At 38.7% G+C, this 17,767-nt stretch carries 18 protein-coding genes; 10 read left to right on the top strand and 8 right to left on the bottom strand.

The annotated features are described in order from the left end of the window. Positions 1-104: 104 nt before the first annotated feature. Positions 105-2,744, top strand: coding sequence for a type I DNA topoisomerase (gene topA, locus ACMZOO_RS01200; protein ID WP_440904898.1), 2,640 nt, complete (start codon positions 105-107; stop codon positions 2,742-2,744). Between the two features lie 58 nt (positions 2,745-2,802). Here the strand turns inward: topA and ACMZOO_RS01195 are convergent, their stop codons facing one another. Both ACMZOO_RS01195 and ACMZOO_RS01190 read right to left on the bottom strand, forming a co-directional pair. After that, positions 2,803-3,507, bottom strand: coding sequence for an SDR family NAD(P)-dependent oxidoreductase (locus ACMZOO_RS01195; RefSeq protein ID WP_440904897.1), 705 nt, complete (start codon positions 3,505-3,507; stop codon positions 2,803-2,805). A 14-nt stretch (positions 3,508-3,521) separates the two neighbouring features. After that, a complete protein-coding gene (locus tag ACMZOO_RS01190) occupies positions 3,522-4,445 on the bottom strand; it encodes a 2-keto-4-pentenoate hydratase (protein ID WP_440904896.1) in 924 nt (307 codons plus the stop codon). 150 nt (positions 4,446-4,595) lie between these two features. On the opposite strand from ACMZOO_RS01190, the gene modA reads away from it, so the two are divergent. From modA to ACMZOO_RS01160, 6 genes are read left to right on the top strand one after another with little or no spacing between them, the layout of a single operon-like run. Further along, complete coding sequence (gene modA / locus ACMZOO_RS01185; RefSeq protein ID WP_440904895.1) at positions 4,596-5,330, top strand: molybdate ABC transporter substrate-binding protein; 735 nt, start codon at positions 4,596-4,598, stop codon at positions 5,328-5,330. Then, a complete protein-coding gene (gene modB, locus ACMZOO_RS01180) occupies positions 5,318-6,007 on the top strand; it encodes a molybdate ABC transporter permease subunit (protein ID WP_440904893.1) in 690 nt (229 codons plus the stop codon). Before modA ends, modB begins: the two co-directional genes overlap by 13 nt. Next, on the top strand, positions 6,000-7,127 hold the full coding sequence (gene modC, locus ACMZOO_RS01175; protein WP_440904892.1) for a molybdenum ABC transporter ATP-binding protein: 1,128 nt from the start codon (positions 6,000-6,002) through the stop codon (positions 7,125-7,127). The genes modB and modC overlap by 8 nt, the downstream gene beginning before the upstream one ends. A 41-nt stretch (positions 7,128-7,168) precedes the next feature. Next, complete coding sequence (gene scpB / locus ACMZOO_RS01170) at positions 7,169-7,759, top strand: SMC-Scp complex subunit ScpB (protein ID WP_016955003.1); 591 nt, start codon at positions 7,169-7,171, stop codon at positions 7,757-7,759. Further along, positions 7,752-8,630, top strand: coding sequence for a 23S rRNA pseudouridine(2605) synthase RluB (gene rluB / locus ACMZOO_RS01165; protein WP_440904891.1), 879 nt, complete (start codon positions 7,752-7,754; stop codon positions 8,628-8,630). The genes scpB and rluB overlap by 8 nt, the downstream gene beginning before the upstream one ends. Before the next feature lie 2 nt (positions 8,631-8,632). Continuing rightward, positions 8,633-9,481, top strand: a complete 849-nt coding sequence (locus tag ACMZOO_RS01160; RefSeq protein WP_440904889.1) for a DUF3025 domain-containing protein — start codon at positions 8,633-8,635, stop codon at positions 9,479-9,481. A gap of 2 nt (positions 9,482-9,483) precedes the next feature. Here the strand turns inward: ACMZOO_RS01160 and ACMZOO_RS01155 are convergent, their stop codons facing one another. Genes ACMZOO_RS01155 through ACMZOO_RS01135 form a run of 5 tightly spaced genes read right to left on the bottom strand, consistent with a single transcriptional unit; the run spans position 9,484 to position 12,328 of the window. Beyond that, positions 9,484-9,630 (bottom strand): DUF2897 family protein, encoded by a 147-nt coding sequence (locus ACMZOO_RS01155; RefSeq protein ID WP_440904887.1) that lies wholly within the window; start codon positions 9,628-9,630, stop codon positions 9,484-9,486. After that, positions 9,623-10,309 (bottom strand): M15 family metallopeptidase, encoded by a 687-nt coding sequence (locus ACMZOO_RS01150; protein WP_440904886.1) that lies wholly within the window; start codon positions 10,307-10,309, stop codon positions 9,623-9,625. The genes ACMZOO_RS01155 and ACMZOO_RS01150 overlap by 8 nt, the downstream gene beginning before the upstream one ends. After that, on the bottom strand, positions 10,302-11,435 hold the full coding sequence (gene dapE, locus ACMZOO_RS01145) for a succinyl-diaminopimelate desuccinylase (RefSeq protein WP_440904885.1): 1,134 nt from the start codon (positions 11,433-11,435) through the stop codon (positions 10,302-10,304). Before dapE ends, ACMZOO_RS01150 begins: the two co-directional genes overlap by 8 nt. Before the next feature lie 6 nt (positions 11,436-11,441). Then, positions 11,442-11,792, bottom strand: coding sequence for an arsenate reductase (locus ACMZOO_RS01140; protein WP_440904884.1), 351 nt, complete (start codon positions 11,790-11,792; stop codon positions 11,442-11,444). Next, positions 11,786-12,328 (bottom strand): PTS glucose transporter subunit IIA, encoded by a 543-nt coding sequence (locus tag ACMZOO_RS01135; RefSeq protein ID WP_440904882.1) that lies wholly within the window; start codon positions 12,326-12,328, stop codon positions 11,786-11,788. The genes ACMZOO_RS01140 and ACMZOO_RS01135 overlap by 7 nt, the downstream gene beginning before the upstream one ends. Positions 12,329-13,063: 735 nt before the next feature. On the opposite strand from ACMZOO_RS01135, the gene sohB reads away from it, so the two are divergent. Further along, positions 13,064-14,140: a protease SohB gene (sohB, locus tag ACMZOO_RS01130; RefSeq protein WP_440904881.1), complete on the top strand. Its 1,077-nt coding sequence runs from the start codon at positions 13,064-13,066 to the stop codon at positions 14,138-14,140. Positions 14,141-14,176: 36 nt separating this feature from the next. Here sohB and ACMZOO_RS01125 read toward each other — a convergent pair whose 3' ends face one another. Beyond that, on the bottom strand, positions 14,177-14,980 hold the full coding sequence (locus tag ACMZOO_RS01125) for a DUF2989 domain-containing protein (RefSeq protein ID WP_440904880.1): 804 nt from the start codon (positions 14,978-14,980) through the stop codon (positions 14,177-14,179). A 72-nt stretch (positions 14,981-15,052) separates the two neighbouring features. On the opposite strand from ACMZOO_RS01125, the gene ACMZOO_RS01120 reads away from it, so the two are divergent. Further along, complete coding sequence (locus ACMZOO_RS01120; protein ID WP_440904879.1) at positions 15,053-15,583, top strand: TlpA family protein disulfide reductase; 531 nt, start codon at positions 15,053-15,055, stop codon at positions 15,581-15,583. A gap of 70 nt (positions 15,584-15,653) precedes the next feature. Further along, the gene (rlmKL, locus tag ACMZOO_RS01115; protein WP_440904877.1) at positions 15,654-17,765 is read left to right on the top strand and encodes a bifunctional 23S rRNA (guanine(2069)-N(7))-methyltransferase RlmK/23S rRNA (guanine(2445)-N(2))-methyltransferase RlmL; all 2,112 of its coding nucleotides are present in this window, start codon (positions 15,654-15,656) and stop codon (positions 17,763-17,765) included. Positions 17,766-17,767 lie beyond the last annotated feature (2 nt).

Below are 17,767 nucleotides of genomic sequence, written 5' to 3'. Positions count from 1 at the left end.
GGAAATTGCTTGCTACTCAGCGAATTTGTCGATATATCTTTAAAAAGAAGCGTGCAGTCATACACCACTGTACTGGATTAAATTTAAATAGTATTTGATATCTAATGGGAAAGTCACTCGTAATAGTCGAATCGCCAGCAAAGGCAAAAACGATAAATAAATATCTTGGTAATGACTATGTAGTTAAATCAAGCGTTGGTCATATTCGTGATTTGCCAACATCTTCAAAGGGAAAAACGAGTCCAGCAGTTAGTACTAAGGGCATGTCACCTGAAGAAAAAGCAGCACATAAAAAGAAAAAAGAAAAAGCTGCATTAGTTGCGCGTATGGGCGTTGACCCAGAGCATGACTGGCATGCTGAATACGAAATTTTACCCGGCAAAGAAAAAGTCGTCGCTGAATTACAAAAGCTTGCTCAAAATGCTGATACAGTTTATCTCGCAACGGATTTGGATAGAGAAGGGGAAGCTATTGCTTGGCATTTACGCGAAGTAATAGGCGGTGAAGACACTAAATACAAACGTGTTGTCTTTAACGAAATTACCAAAAATGCGATTAAAAATGCCTTCTCGCAACCAGACGAACTCAATATTGATAGAGTGAATGCACAACAAGCACGTCGCTTTTTAGATCGTGTTGTTGGTTTTATGGTATCACCACTATTGTGGAAAAAAATCGCCCGTGGTTTATCTGCTGGGCGTGTACAGTCTGTTGCTGTGCGTCTTGTAGTTGAGCGTGAACACCAAATCAAGGCTTTTGTGCCAGAAGAATTTTGGGAAGTAAATGCCGATACTACAACACAAGGCAAAGCCAATTTGCGTTTGGATGTTGCTAAGTATCAAAATAAAAACTTCCGCCCAACCAGCAAAGCTGAAACCGATAGTGCATTAGCACAGCTTGAATCGGCTAAATACACAGTTGCAGATTGCGAAACTCGACCAACTTCAAGTAAAGCCAGTGCTCCGTTTATCACTTCAACGCTACAACAAGCAGCAAGTACACGCCTAGGTTTTGGTGTTAAGAAAACTATGATGTTGGCGCAGCGCTTATATGAAGCGGGTCATATTACCTATATGCGTACCGACTCAACAAATTTGAGTAGCGAAGCTGTTGCAGCATGTCGTGATTATATTCAAGAAGAGTACGGCAGTGCTTATTTGCCTGAAAATCCAGTTACCTATGGCAACAAAGACAATGCACAAGAAGCGCATGAGGCAATTCGTCCTTCGCAAGTAGGTGTATTTTCTGGGCATCTAGGCAATGATTTAGACCCAGATGCTAAACGTTTATACGATCTAATTTGGCGTCAGTTTGTTGCATGTCAAATGACACCTGCAAAATACAAAGCAAGCACTATTACTGTTGCTGCAGCAGAGTTTGAGTTAAAAGCTAAAGGTCGTGTATTGGTTTTTGATGGTTGGACTAAAGTTCAGCCGCCTGTTGGCAAAAAAGGCAATGAAGACCAGTTATTACCGGATGTTAAAGTTGGTGAAACTTTAGCGTTAGAAAAACTTAACCCTAAACAGAATTTTACTAAACCACCTGCACGTTTTAGCGAAGCAGCTTTAGTTAAAGAACTTGAAAAGCGTGGCATAGGTCGACCATCTACTTATGCATCTATCATTAGCACAATTCAAGATCGTGGTTATGTACGCTTAGAAAATAAACGTTTCTATGCTGAAAAAATGGGTGAGATTGTAACTTCTCGTTTGTTGGATAATTTCAGTGATTTAATGAGTTATGACTTCACCGCTAACATGGAAGGTCACTTAGATGATATTGCTGAAGGTGAATTAGACTGGCACAAAGTACTAGATAATTTTTACACCGACTTTAAAGGCAAATTAGATTTAGCCGAAGAAGACGCTGACCAAGGTGGTATGCAGCCTAATCAGCCAATTCCTGTGGCAATCGAGTGCCCTGAATGTAGTCGTGAAATGACCATTCGAACTGCGTCGACCGGCGTATTCTTAGGATGTTCTGGTTATGCGTTACCACCAAAAGAGCGTTGTACTAAAACCATCAATTTAACTTCTGGTGAAGAAGCCGTTGATGCTAACGATGAAGAAGCTGAAACTCAGGCATTACGTGCGAAACACAGATGTAAAAAGTGTGGCACGGCAATGGATAGCTACTTAATTGACACAGAACGTAAATTACATGTGTGTGGTAATAACCCGAGCTGTGATGGTTACGAAATCGAGAAAGGTCAATTTAAGATCAAAGGATATGACGGCCCAGTTATCGAATGTGATAAATGTAGCGCAGAGATGCAGCTTAAAAATGGCCGTTTTGGTAAATACTTTGGTTGTACCAATGATGAGTGTAAAAACACTCGTAAACTATTAAGAAACGGTCAACCAGCTCCACCAAAAGAAGATCCAATTCCATTACCAGAAATGCCATGTGAGAAATCGGATGCGTATTTTGTATTGCGTGATGGTGCTGCAGGGATCTTTTTAGCTGCGCATAATTTCCCTAAATCACGTGAAACTCGTGCACCGAAGGTGGCGGAGTTAGTGCGTTTTAAAGATAGATTACACGATAAGTTTAAATATTTAGCCGAAGGCCCAGAAGTTGACGGTGAAGGTAACCCAACAGTGGTTAAATTCAGCCGTAAAACTAAAGAACAGTATTTAGGCTCTGAGAAAGACGGTAAAGCAACCAGCTGGTCAGCTAAATATATTAACAACAAGTGGGTTGTTGAAGAGAAAAAGGCTAAAACAGCGAAAGCTAAAAAGTAATTTAGCTCTATTTGAATTCAAGATAAAGATAAGGCCAGCAATGCTGGCCTTATTTGTTTTAGAAGTTCTCTTCTACTTGGGGTCTAAATACTAACTCATGCATATGAGTATTGGTGTCTGTATCAAGTGTATGCAAAATTGCTTTGGCAACTGCTGCCGCAGTTAAATATTCAGGCCTTTCGGCCGCTCTAAACTCTGTATCTACACCACCTGGGTAGACGGACAACATTTTAATATTGTCCGCTCTAAGTTCTTTGCGCATTACTTTTACGTAGTGATCGAGCGCTGCTTTTGATGCTGTATAAGCCGCAATACCTGGGTTAGCAAATAAACATACAGTTGATAGTACATTGACTATAGTCGCACTGCCGTTTTGATTAGCTGCATGTTTCAACGAAGGTAAACATAATTGCATCATTTGCACTGGCGAATAAAAATTAATTTTCATCATCCATTCCAAATCAGCAATTGATATTTCTTCGCCTTTACCGCGAGCCGTGTTAATGCCAGCACAGTTAATTAAAATATCAAAATCGCCCATCTTATCTTTTGCACTATCGATAAAATCAGTTAAAGCAGCTTGGTCAGTAACACATAAACTACGACTAAAATGTTTGGTATTGATTGTTAGGCTATCTTGGGTGCGTTGTAATTTCTCTGGGTTGCGGCCGGTTAAACTCAGTTTGTAGCCAAGTTTACTTGCTTGAATGGCTAATTCGCGGCCTATGCCTGAAGATGCGCCAGTAATTAAAATATGCTTCATGTTAGTCCTAATAGTTATTTGTTTTCTTGTTTTGTATTGCTTACAAAACTCATAGTCACTTGTGGTTGTTCTGGCCAATTTACAAATTGGTAGCGGATCTGTTTATTAATATTTTCGACAGGGCGTAATTTCCCCAAACTGCCTAAACTAATTTTGTCGCCAGCTTTTAAAGCTAAACCTTGCTGGTTAAACTTTTCTATTAACCAAGCAAGTGCGTTTAATGGATGACGCAATATAGATTCAGTATCAGCTGTTTGAATCAGCTCTTTATTCTCATCTGTTACCAAAATCCGTGTGTTGCCTAGTTTATGGGCAAACTCTTCAGTTGCCGTTACTTGAATTGCGTCACCCAATACAAAATAAACTGACATAATATTATGGGCAATCAGTTGATTAGCATTGACTTGAGCTCGAACTTTCTCATCTTTCATATTAAAAGGTAAGGTGACTAATTCAAATGCAGGGTATAGCTTGGAAATATGCTGTAATAATTGAAGATGCGAGCTTGCTTGCATGATTTTGTCAGATTTAATTTCAACGACTAAATCGGCTTCATACATAGGGTTTACTGCAAAATCAGTTGGGATCTGGCTGTTGTTTGCTAAAAACTGACCAGTAAAAATGCTCGCATAGGCAGGCTCTTTTGTATCAAACATTTCTTGTACTTTTACATGGGTAAAGGCAATTTTGTATCCGGCGGTTAGGGGATTGTTATCTTGCTTGTGTTTGATAAAAGCTTGCTGTAGACAATAAGCCTGTGACGGCCGATTAATGTTTATAGGTTCAATTATGTTATTTGGTAGCTGTGAGGCAGCTAGTTGAATCTGTTTTTGCTGGGTTTCGTCTAACCTACATTCTAATAAGTTAGCTTGAGCGCCCGAGCCCAATAACAAAAGTGCTGTGGCATAAATAAGTGAAAAAATATTGATTTTGCGCATATATAATAAGAGTTTGTGCAGTCAGTCCTTAACAAAGATGATAGCATTATCTTTGTTTAAAATATCAGGTAGTTAATCACAATATTCATGGGTTATTGTTTTAGTTGGTGTGTAAAGCGACTTATATATCCGTTAGCCATTTTTATCCTAGTGCTAACTCAGCCAGTATTTGCTCAACAAAAAGTTTATGTAGCGGTGGCGTCTAACTTTATCAATGTATTTGAAAAGCTTAAAACCAGTTATATTTCACAGCAGCAAGACGCACCATCAGATTCAACTGATGTCGAAATAGTTGCTTCGTATGGCTCATCCGGTAAGTTGTTTGCGCAAATTGTCCATGGTGCACCTTTTCAGATATTTTTATCGGCCGATACTGATAAACCCAAAAAATTAGTCGAATTAGCGCTTACGCAAAATCAAACTGTTTATACCTATGCGCTAGGTCAATTAGCGCTTGTGGCCAATAACTCAGAAATATCCCCAATAGATATGTTAAAACAACAAAAATTTAAACATATTGCGATAGCCAACCCTAGATTGGCACCCTATGGATTAGCAGCTCAAAATGTTATCGACAGTTTAGGGCAGAAGATAAATCGCCGACAAATAGCAATGGGAGAAAATATCTCACAAAGCTATCAATTTTTTACCAGTAAACATGCACAACTTGCATTTGTTGCTTATGCACAAATATTTAATCAACCTGAGATAAATGTCTGGTTAGTTCCAGATAATTTATATCAGGCGATAGAACAAGGTATGGTGTTGTTAAAATCGGCCGAACACAATAATGCGGCAACTCAATTTTATCAGTTTTTACAAAGCCAGCAGGCGCAATGTTTAATTGCTTCGTTAGGCTATAAGAGTCAAACATGTTTGCATTGACACACGAAGAGCTACAAGCCTTGTGGCTAACGGTAAAACTAGCAAGTTTAGTGACTTTTTTCTTACTGCTAATAAGTGCGCCTTTAGCTTGGTGGTTGGCAAAGAGTCATAGTCGATTTGCACCAAGTATATCAGCTTTAGTCGCATTACCTTTAGTTTTGCCACCAAGTGTGTTGGGGTTCTATTTTCTCATTGCTTTTGCACCGCAAGGGCCTATTGGGCAACTTAGTCAGTGGTTGGGGTTAGGTAGTTTAGCTTTTAGTTTTACTGGGCTGGTTATCGCCTCTATTGTTTATTCTTTACCTTTTGTTGTTCAACCCATTCAAAATGCTTTTAGTACTTTTCCACATGAGCAGCTTGAAGCTGCTGCGACTTTAGGCGCTAGTCCGTTTAAAGTGTTTTATTCGGTAGTTTTACCTAATGTTAAAGTGGGTTTGATAACCGGCGCGGTTTTAGGTTTTGCGCATACAGTTGGTGAATTTGGTGTCATATTAATGATAGGGGGCAATATACCGGGTGAAACCCAAGTGGCGTCGGTGAAAATATACGAATATGTTGAAGCTATGGATTATTCACAAGCACATAGATTATCGGCAATTTTGTTAGTGTTTTCTTTTGTTGTGTTATTGGCGGTTTATCGCTTTCAGAAAAAAGTGAGTGTGACAGGGCGTGACTGAAGCTAACAAAAATACCCTGAACTTTAACTTTGAGCATGCTTATGCAAGCTTTGATTTTTGTTTTGCTGCCCAAGTGCCTGCTCAAGGTATAACTTCAATTTGGGGGCAATCTGGTTGTGGTAAGTCTACTTTGCTGCGCTGTATTGCCGGCCTCGAGCCGCAAGTAAAGGGCGAACTCTCAATAAACCAGCACAGTATGCAAGATAAACAGAGTTTTGTCCCAGCGCATCAACGCAATATTGGTTATGTATTTCAGCAAGGTGCTTTGTTTGCACATCTTAATGTTGAGGGAAATTTAACCTACGGCCTAAATAATTATTTGGCTAACAACAAAGCTAATTCTCAAGAGTTAACTTTTACACTTGAAAGTTTAGTCGAGTTAATGGGTTTACAAGCTTTATTGAAGCGCTCAGTTGATAAACTGTCAGGCGGTGAGCGTCAGCGTGTTGCTATAGCTCGAGCTCTATTATCACAACCCAAATTGTTGTTGATGGATGAGCCTTTAGCTGCACTTGATCAGCAGAATAAACAGGCATTACTCAAACTGTTGGAGCAAATAAAACAGCAACTGAAGATCCCAATTTTGTATGTCAGCCACGACATACATGAAGTCTGTCGATTAGCGGATCATTTATTAGTGATCCAAAATGGTAAAATTGTCGAGTCAGGTGATTTAAATTCTGTGCTCGCGCGCCTAGGCCAATATCAGTGGATGCAAGAGCAGGTTGGTGTTGTGCTGCAAGGGCAAGTTGTTGCGCATATTGCAGACTGGCAACTCGATAAAATAAATTGCCAGGGTACTGAGTTATTGTTAGCTAATACAGGTGCTGGAATAGGTGATACTATTCGTATCCGCATTTTGGCTAAAGACGTCAGTATCAGTCGTGAGCAACAAGTGCAATCTAGTATAGTCAATCGAATTGCATGCCGTATTAAAGCTTTTGCAGCAACGGCTTCATCTACTAATATGCAGTTGCAGTTAATAATTGAAGCTAACCAGGCGGTATCAGATGACGTTTATCTATTGTCGACCATTACTCGTTATTCACTAGAACAACTTAATTTACAAATTAACGATTTGGTATACGCACAAATTAAAGCTGTCTCTATTGTTAGCTAAAGCTATAGGGTTAAGCATACTTTTAATTGGTTGGAAAAATTATGGCACGCAAAAATAACGACGAGCAATACATTCAAATAATCGAAGCGGCAATTTTTGCCTATGGCAAACCTATGCCAGTTAAAGAATTGTCTGAAACAGTATTGGCTGAATTTAAGTTATCACAGCGGAAAATTACTGGTTTGCTGAAAACTTTGCAGCAAAAGTACCAAGAAGGTCATGGTATCGAATTAGTTAAGGTTGCCGCAGGTTATCGCTTTCAAACTAAGTCGACTTTAAGCCCGTGGATTAGTTTATTATGGCAAGAAAAAGCGCCTAGGTATTCTAGAGCTATGTTAGAAACACTTGCACTTATCGCATATCGCCAACCTATTACTCGTGGGGAAATAGAGCAAGTTAGAGGTGTTGCTGTATCCAGTAATATAGTGCGTGCTTTACAAGAGCGTGGTTGGGTTAAAGTTATCGGCCATAAAGAAGTTGCCGGTCGGCCAGCTTTATTTGCAACAACCCCATCGTTTTTAGACTATTTTGGTTTACAATGTCTAGAAGACTTGCCTCAAGTCACAGAAGCTTTAGTGAATGACACTAAAGGTATTGCTAATTTGTCAGATTCGGGAGAATCAGATGTCTGAAAAAATTCAAAAAATCTTAGCTCGAGCCGGTAAAGGCTCACGTCGTGAAATGGAAAAAGCTATTAGCGATGGACGTGTTAGTTTAAACGGCACTGTTTGTGCTTTGGGTGAGCGTGCAACAGAGCATGATGAAATTCGTTTTGATGGCCACTTAGTCAAGTTTAAATCTGAAAATGATATTCCTTGCCGAGTATTGATTTACAACAAACCTTTAAGTGAAGTGTGTACGCGCAATGATCCAGAGCAGCGTAAAACTGTGTTTGATCGCCTGCCAATTTTAAAACAAGGGCGTTGGATAGCTGTTGGTCGTTTAGATATTAATACAACAGGTTTGTTGATATTTACAACGGATGGTGAACTGGCTAATAAACTTATGCATCCATCACACGAAGTTGAGCGTGAGTACGCTGTGCGTGTATTTGGTGAAGTAACTGACAATACCATTCAAGCTTTGCGTCAAGGTGTTCAGCTTGAAGATGGTCCTGCCAAATTTAATAAAATTTCTTTTGCCGGTGGTGAGGGTATTAACCGTTGGTATCACGTGACTATTAGTGAAGGTCGTAACCGCGAAGTTAGACGTATGTGGGAATCTCAAGAAGTTCAAGTGAGTCGCTTATCACGTATTCGCTACGGCGATATCGAGTTACCACGCACTTTACCTATGGGCGGTTGGGCTGAATTAGAAGTTAAAGAAGTAAACTACTTACGTAAATTGGTAAACATGAAGCCAATTGAAATGCGTAAAGAAGTAGGCCGCAACAATAAAATTAAAAACCTCAAAGCAAACCGGATTCGCAAAGCCATTCGCAAATCTGAGTTGCGCGAACAAGGTATTAAACCCGCCAATAAAAGACGTCGCAAAGGAAGTTAAATTTGTCGGCTGTTAAACCTAAAAAATGGCTTGCTGATGTTAGTTATCAGCAAGCTGATTTATCTACGGGTATTTATCAAGATTTAGCTGTTTTATATACGGATTTACTCAAGCTTGATAATTTTCCTTCGCCAGCACAACTAAGCAAACAGATTGCGGATAAAGTGCCAGCTTTCGCAATTGCACAGCGTCAGTTTGTTGAGCAAGATGAAGATAGCCCTGAGTTGGCTGAATTAGGTTATGAAGGTTTTATTAATCAAACAGGGCTTATACCGACACGCAAAGACAATTGGCACGACTTTTTTAACGCTTTGATTTGGGGATTGTTTCCTGAAAGTAAACAAGCCATCAATCAATTACATGTAGCAGACATAAGTGAACATGGTTTAAAAAAACGCACCAAACAACGTGACGCTTTAACCTTATTTGATGAGTGCGGAATTATTTTAGCTTATACACATGATGAGCAAAAAAATGCGTTGCGCAATCATATGTGGATGGAAAGTTTTTGGGATAAGCGCTCACAATGGTATCAAAGCATTCGACCCTTTGTGTTTGGTCATGCAATGTATGAAATGGCATTGGCACCTTATATTGGTTTAACCGCCAAAGCCTATTTTATAAAAGTAGCCCCCAGCTTTTTTGCTGAAACTTTGTCTAATCAATATCGGATTTTAGATGGCTTGTTAGCTAAAGAAATGCGGGTGGACAAAACTTTGAGTGACAATAAAAAATTGTCTCCTTTGCCTATTTTAGGTGTGCCGAGTTGGTATAAAGATAATCAGCAACAAAATTTTTATAGCAATACCAATTATTTTAGACCGAAAAGGCGAGTAAGCGACAAAGTTTAATCTTATTTGTCTTTATCCTGATCATATCCTTGGGTATTTTTAAAATCTTTTGGCATTTTAAATTTGCCCGAGCCCATCAAACTGACAATAGGACCCAGAATAAATAATAAAGCTAAAATGATAATGGCTGCGATCGCCCAACTAGACATAATACGCCTCTACATAGGTTTGATATAAATCAGCTAAATTATCTAGCAGAGTTTGTTTATATGCTAGAGATTGCTCTGATAAAATTTGTTTACATTCCGCCAGTTTGAAAGCTTGTTGAGCAATTTGTGCCGTTGGTAAATGGCTAATATGCCAAGGCTCAGCGGCAACCCCTGTTTGTTGATTACCTGTATATACGTGAACAAAGCCAAATTTACTCATGTTTTCTAATAGCCACAGATACATGGGGTAGTTTGGGCCGCCCGTTTGGTATTCATCAGCTGTTAACTGTGGTCGGTTTTCTGCATCGAACTGCTTAGCGTCGTAGACATCAAAATCTGTTCCCCAATGATGGCGACTGAATCCTGGAATTGCACTATAAATGCAGATCTTGTTTATCGATTCAATTTCAGAATATTTGCTTAAATCAACTTGCTGTTGCTGGCGATTAAATACAGGACGTTTACCTTGTGTTTTGTCGTTCCAAATAAGCTGCTGGCGCTCAAAGCTTCTAAAACTGCTGGCAAGGCGCAAATCAAAACCAGCATTTTGAGCCGCAAGTTGCAAAGCTTTTATCGGCTCAGCAACTTGTTTGTGGACAAAATGGTTTGGATACAACTCGATTAAATGACTTGTATCCAACCCCATTAATTGTTGCTGATTAAAAACAGGCTTAGTCATTTGCCAATAAGTTAATCAGAATTTTTTCGTACATATCTGTCAGCAACTCTATGTCTTCCATTTTGATACATTCATTGAGCTTATGAATGGTTGCATTCACCGGCCCTAGCTCAACTACTTGCGCACCAGTAGGCGCAATAAAACGGCCATCAGAAGTACCGCCTGTGGTTAAAAGCTCTGGGGTAATATGTGTGGTGTCTTCAATTGCTTTTACTGCAGCTTCAACCAATAAACCTTTGTCGGTTAAAAATGGTAAGCCGTTATAAGTCCAATCCAAGTCATAGTCTAAACCGTGCGCATCCAAAATGCTGTGTACACGTTCAACCAAAATTTCAGCTGTTACTTCTGTGCTATATCTAAAATTAAACTGTACATGCATTTCACCAGGAACAACGTTAGTTGCACCTGTGCCAGCATTGATGTTAGAAATTTGGAAGCTAGTCGGTGGGAAATAATCGTTACCTTTATCCCACTGAATTTGTGATAACTCAGTTAACGCAGGTGCTGCTAGATGAACAGGGTTTGTTGCAAGGTGAGGGTAGGCAACGTGCCCTTGCACACCTTTGACAATTAAATCACCACTTAATGAACCTCTACGGCCATTTTTAATTACATCACCCACTTTATGTGTGCTCGAAGGTTCACCAACCAAAGCCCAAGTGATTTTTTCGTTACGCGCTTCCAATGTGTCGATAACACGGGTTGTACCATTGATAAATGGACCTTCTTCATCACTTGTGATTAAAAAAGCGATAGAGCCTTTATGATCTGGATGTTTTTCCACAAAACGTCGTGTTGCCACTAACATAGCTGCCAAGCTGCCTTTCATATCCGCTGTGCCACGGCCATGTAAATAACCATTGATTTCAGTTGGTTCAAATGGCGGTGTATGCCATTTATCTAGTGGCCCTGTTGGTACAACATCAGTATGACCGGCAAAACAAAATACTGGGCCTTCTTTGCCTTTGCGCGCCCACATATTGGTTGTATCGTCAAACACCATAGATTCGATATCAAAACCTGATGCTTTTAAGTAGTCAGCCATAAACTCTTGGCAGCCAGCGTCTTCAGGGGTAACTGACGGACGAGAAATAAGGTCTTTTAAAATATCAATAACTTCAGACATGAAAACTTACTCGCTTAAAAATGCTTTGTCCCAATCTTGGGCTTTAAAACCAACACTAAATTGACCTTGGTTATCAACCACAGGGCGTTTAATAATAGATGGGTTTTGCAGTGCCAGTTCAACTGCGACTTCTGCGGTTAAATTCTGTTTAGTCTCGTCTGGCAAAGCGCGCCACGTTGTACCACGTTTGTTGATTAACACGTCGGCTGGGATTTGACTCAACCAAGCTTCTACTTGTGTTTTATCCACACCATCTTTTTTAAAATTGTGGAAATGAAATTCAATATTGTTTTCTTCTAAATATTTTTTTGCTTTTTTAACTGTATCGCAGTTAGGAATACCATATACAACTAACACGTTTGCTCCTGAGATCGATCTGCCGGTGGATAAACTTCTATACAAAAGTCTTGTGCGGCGGTTACTTTGTTAAAGTGGCATTGTACTACATATTGGCTAGGTAAGTTAGGCAAGGTCATGGATAGGTGGAGCTTTTTATTGCTGTGTAGTTTGTTTTGCAAACTGAGCAGCTTTTGCCGGTGGAATGTCAATAATACTTGGCCTGTAATTACTTGTTGCTGCTCGGTAGCCATAAGTTTAAAGCCGTTGCGCATCATATCTTTGACTATGTCTGGTAGCCTAATTTCAACAATCAGGCCTTTAGCGGTTTTTATCCGTAACATAATTAATAGTGGCTCTATAAATACAATCACACCATCAACTGGGCTAACTAATTGCTCTCCGTATATTTCAATGCATACACCTTCACCCGCTAACTGGTGGCTTATCAAATTACTTGGATGGTTAGATATATTATTCACATGGCCATTGCATGGCGCGGCGATTCGCCATAGGGCTTGTTGGGTTAATATTGCAGTCTGCTCAGAAAGTGCCATAAGGGTGAACTAGCAAAAATAAACAATTGTCGTACTTACTAATCTACAGGTATTAGTGGTTTTTTTAAAGGCAGCGTGTTAACGGCTGTTATTCAACTCTGTTTTTATGATCTTCAACTTTATTTTCTCGTTTAAAATATCAGCAAATAGATCAATAAATCTTGTGGGTAATGTGGATAACTTTTCGTTATTTAGCCTTTTTAGGGATCTTTACTCACAAAAGACAGTTGTTGAAGAGTAAATTAGCATAACTTCATCAGAGTTATAAAATAACTAACAGAAACTGTAGATAAGTATGTGTATTAGCTAGTGGGTAACTTTTAAGTTGTTGAAATTATTTAAAATAAAAACTGATCAAAAAGTGATCGCATATGATTAGTGCGAGTTTGTAAAAAACTAAATGGACAAAAAACTGTCAAAAAGTGCGTGTTAATTGAGCCGGCTTTCGCAAGAAATTCGAATAAAATGAATTACTCAATAAGACTACATAATTGTTATATCCAAATGGCGAATAAATATTCAAGTTTGATTTAAAAACAACCTAAAGGTTAGGCTGGTAAATTGTTTATCCACCAAAGGTGTGGATATTTTTGTGGGTTTATATGTGGGTATGTTTTAAGTGTATGAAAAATATCATAAAAAGTTGGTGGTTGAATTTTGATCAGCGTTTAAATCTACTGATTTTTAAATGCTTATGATAAGCTTGTAACATTATGAAATTTAAAGGTGTTTAGCATGGAATTTTTATACGATTATGGTTTGTTTTTAGCAAAAACCATAACTTTTGTTGTCGCTATCCTAGTTATTTTAGTTGCTGTGGCACAAAGCAAAAAATCTGCAAAAAATAAAAAGGGCGAGTTGGAATTAACCAACCTATCTGAAAAATTTAAAGAAATGAAAGATGCACTAGAAGCACGTCTTTTGACTAAAGAGCAACTTAAACACAAAGAAAAAGCGGCTAAACAAGCTGAGAAAGAAGCACAAAAAGCAGCAAAAAAATTAGCAAAAGAAAATGCGAAAAAATCAGATGATGAAAAACAAACAAACAACAATGATAAAAAACGTTTGTTTGTGGTTGAGTTTAAATCTGGCATTGATGCACAAGAAGTTGAAAACTTACGTGAAGAAGTCACAGCTATTTTGGCGGTTGCTACTGAGCAAGACGAAGTATTAATTAAGTTAGAAAGTGGTGGTGGTGTTGTGCATGGCTACGGACTAGCAGCAAGCCAGTTAGCGCGCTTAAAACAAAAGAATATTCCACTAACTATCTCAATTGACAAAGTAGCAGCGAGTGGCGGATATATGATGGCGTGCGTCGCAGATAAAATTATTGCTGCACCATTCGCTATAGTTGGCTCAATTGGCGTAATTGCCCAACTACCAAACTTTAATAAAATTTTGAAAAAGCATGATATTGAATTTGAACAAATCACAGCCGGCGAGTTCAAACGCACCTTAACTATGTTTGGTGAAAATACCGATAAAGCACGAGAGAAATTTAAAGCAGAATTGGAAGAAATTCACCAATTGTTTGTTGAACACATAGGTTCATTCCGCCCTGAATTAGAAGTAGAAAAAGTTGCAACGGGTGAACATTGGATGGCTTCGCAAGCTAAATCACTTGGTTTAGTTGATGACTTACAAACCAGTGATGATTATCTGTTAACCCAAATTGACAGCGCCGACGTCTATCAAGTTAAGTTTTCAGTTACAAAAAATGTATTGGAAAAATTACCTTTTGCTGCGTCAGCAACCATTGAAAAGGTGATTTTAGCTTTAGCTGATAAAATGCGTAATATACGTTTTAGCTAAAGAATAAAGCTCATGTCGTGCAGCCTAAAAGGTAGTTTACCTTTTAGGCGGTTCAAAAGTACCTGATTCTAGCGAAGCTTCATATTCACTCGCTAAGTCATTTAGTTGTGAAATTGGTACGCCTTCGGTTCTCAATACAGCTCTAAGCGGTGCTAAATCTATATCACTAACACCAAAGTCTTTAGCAAGTTTTCCCCAAACATAAGCATGTTTAAACTTCTCTTCTTTTAAATACAAGGTGCTCAGTGTATTTAAAATCTCTGGGTTGATCTTGTCGCCTTCGTTATAGAGTTCCAACGCCCGATACAAAGTGTCTATGGTTAAATCGCGGTCGAATTTAACGTAATAGGTCGCAAGCTTAAATTGTAATTCTGGGGTTTGTAAAATACCGCTATCGCGTAACCCGAGAAATCGGCTCATTGCATCTTCATCGCCGTTACGTGACCAATGCCAATACAATAAGTTTGGATCTTGGCTGTCAGCTGTTATTTTAGATAAGCGCTCTAACTCGCGCACAGAGGTCACGAATCCTTTTACGCGACCGGTTTGTTTATCTTTAAGTTTGATGTGTTCAATAAACGAGGCTTTTTCAACACAGCTAGAGTACTTTTCAAAATCCATAATAAGTTTAAATCTTACTTGGTCACTAGGATTTATTGATTCATTATAGCGGCCGAATATCACTTCTTTGCGTTCTTTTTTACACCAAGCGTCGTCATTTAAATCTTCGCAAAATTGTGGGGTATTTTCACAAATTGATTTTAAGGTAACACCTTGGTCACAGCCGAATAAAAATGTTAAAGGTAGAAAGCAAAAAGGCAATAAACGGGTCTTGTTCAAGAGACTCTCTCCGTTGTTTATAATTATATAATGCGGCAACTCGCTGTTGTTTAGAACTAAGGATAAACCAAAATGTGGTTAAAAAGAATTGCAAAATGGGCGTATGAAGCGATTTTTATAATATTAATAATGTTGGCTATTTTCTGGTTTCAGTCGCGCAATATGCTGGAGTCAGGCCATCAAATCGACCAGCTAACAGTTCAAGGTCAAATTGATCATAATTTAACAATTCAATTGGCAGAGGTGAATATACAACTGCAAAACAATAAAAAACCAACTTTAGTTTATTTTATAGCACCTTGGTGTAGTGTTTGTCATTTAAGTATAGATAACCTGCAAAGCTTATACATGTCGCATCAGCGTGAGGTCAATCTATTGGTTGTTGCATTAAGTTATCAAACAGTCGATGAAGTGAAAGATTTTGTCGTTGAACACGAGTTAAGTTTTCCTGTATACCTCGGGGAACAAAGTGTTGCCAAAGCATTTAATGTCAGTGCTTTTCCAAGTTATTATTGGTTAGATGAAACTGGCACTGTCACCGCAAAAGCTATGGGCTACACTACTGAAACCGAATTAAAACTAAAGCATTGGTTTTATTTTTAAATATGCGTTATCTAGTCGCAATCTAAAGCAGCTAGGGTATAATGCCGCCTCAACATTATTGAGGTAAACAATGGCAAAGTTTTTAGTCACAACATCCAAAGGGTTAGAAAATTTACTTGAAAGTGAATTAACCGCACTTGGCATCGAAAATATTAAACTCTCAGTATCTTCAGTTTGGTTTGAAGGCACTATGGAGCAGGCTTACCGCCTTTGTTATACCTCAAGATTAGCCAATAAAGTATTGTTAGAGCTTGCTAGTGGTGATTGTGTCAATAAAAACGATTTATACAAAATTACTCAATCAGTTGATTGGCCAATGCAATTCAACGACAAAGTGACTTTGAGTGTTGATTTTAACGGCACCAATGATGCTTTGCGCAATACCCAATTTAGTGCCCAAGTGATTAAAGACGCGATTTGTGACTTGTTTAACGAAGAAATTGGCCGTCGACCAAATGTTGATAAAACAAACGCAGATATTCGTATTCAAGGTCGTTTAATTAAAAAACAAGCGCATATCTTTTTAGATTTTTCTGGTGCGAGTTTGCATCAACGCGGTTACCGCACGCAAGCCGGTAGAGCACCAATTAAAGAAAATATTGCTGCAGCTGTGGTTATGCGCAGTGGTTGGTTGGATAATCCATCAGCGCCGTTAGTCGACTATTTCTGTGGCTCAGGTACTTTGTTAATTGAAGCGGCACAAATGGCTTGCCAAATGCCCGCGCAACAATATCGCCGTAAATGGGGATTTGATGCATGGCTGTCGCACAACAAAGCTTTGTTCGAACAAATTAAAACTGAGTATGATGAGAAAATCATTGTTGATGCAGATTTTCAATTATACGGTTTTGACATTAATAACCGCGAATTAACGGTTGCAAGGCAAAATGCCGAAGATGCAGGTGTTGCAGGGTATATTCATTTTGAAAGACAAAATGCAGTAGAACACACGTTAAAAGTTAAATCAGAAACAGGTTTTATCGTGTCTAATCCACCTTATGGCGAAAGGTTAGAAGACCAAGTAGCGATTGCGCATTTGTATTTAGATTTTGGCCACAATATTAAACAGCAACATGCTGGGTGGTCATTAACTGTGATTTCATCCGCAGTTGATGCTTTGCGCTACTTAAAACTGTCGGCTAATAAAAAATACAAAGTTAAAAACGCCGCGCTTGATTGTATAGTGGCGAATTACCAAATAGAAGCTGCGCAAGATGCAACTCATCCGCGTGAAGGTTTAGCGCTTGAATTTCAAAATCGCTTAAAGAAAAACTTCAAACAATTTGCCAAACAAGCAAGGCAGGCTGATACCGAATGTTACCGTGTATATGATGGTGATTTACCCAACTACAATGTTGCTATCGATATTTATCAAGACACATTAGTTGTTTATGAATATGCTGCCCCTAAAAGCATTCCAGAAGAAAAAGCTCAAGCTAGGTTAAACGAAGTATTGTTAACCGCGCCGTTTGTATTAGGGACTGACCCTAGCAAAATTGCGCTTAAAGTGCGTAAAAAGCAAAAAGGCAACGAGCAATACAAAAAAGCCGCAGATCGTGGCGAAGTAATGACAGTGCGCGAAGGTCAAGCGCTATTTAATGTAAACTTATATGATTATTTAGATACAGGTTTGTTTTTAGACCACAGAGATATGCGCAAACTGATTGGTGAAGTGAGTCGTGGTAAATCTGTACTTAATCTATTTTCATATACTTGTAGTGTCAGTGTGCATGCTGCTTTAGGTGGTGCAACTCAAGTGACTTCGGTCGATTTGTCGAAAAAGTATTTGGATTGGGGTAAACAAAATTTTGAGTTAAATGGTATTAATTCAGCTTGGCATCCGTTTGTTGCTATGGATAGTATCGACTGGTTAAAACGCACCAATAACCAATTTGATTTGATATTTATTGATCCACCTAGTTTTTCTAATTCAAAAAAATTAGCTAATGATTTTGATGTGCAAAGAGATCACATGCAATTAATCCGTTTAGCGTTAGAGCACTTAAAAGCGGGTGGTGATATTTATTTCTCAAACAATTTACGCTCGTTTAAGTTAGATGAAGAAGCGTTAGCAGAAATGGGATTACAGTGGCAAGACTTAACCCATAAAACTATGCCGTTCGACTTTAAGCGTAAAGCGAATATCCGCCAAGCTTGGCGTTTATTTAAGCCACAGAAATAACA

The sequence above is a fragment of the Catenovulum sp. SX2 genome (assembly GCF_052056295.1).
Classification (GTDB): Bacteria; Pseudomonadota; Gammaproteobacteria; order Enterobacterales; family Alteromonadaceae; genus Catenovulum.
Note: the sequence above shows the minus strand (reverse complement) of the source record. Positions and strands in the feature narration are given on the sequence as shown.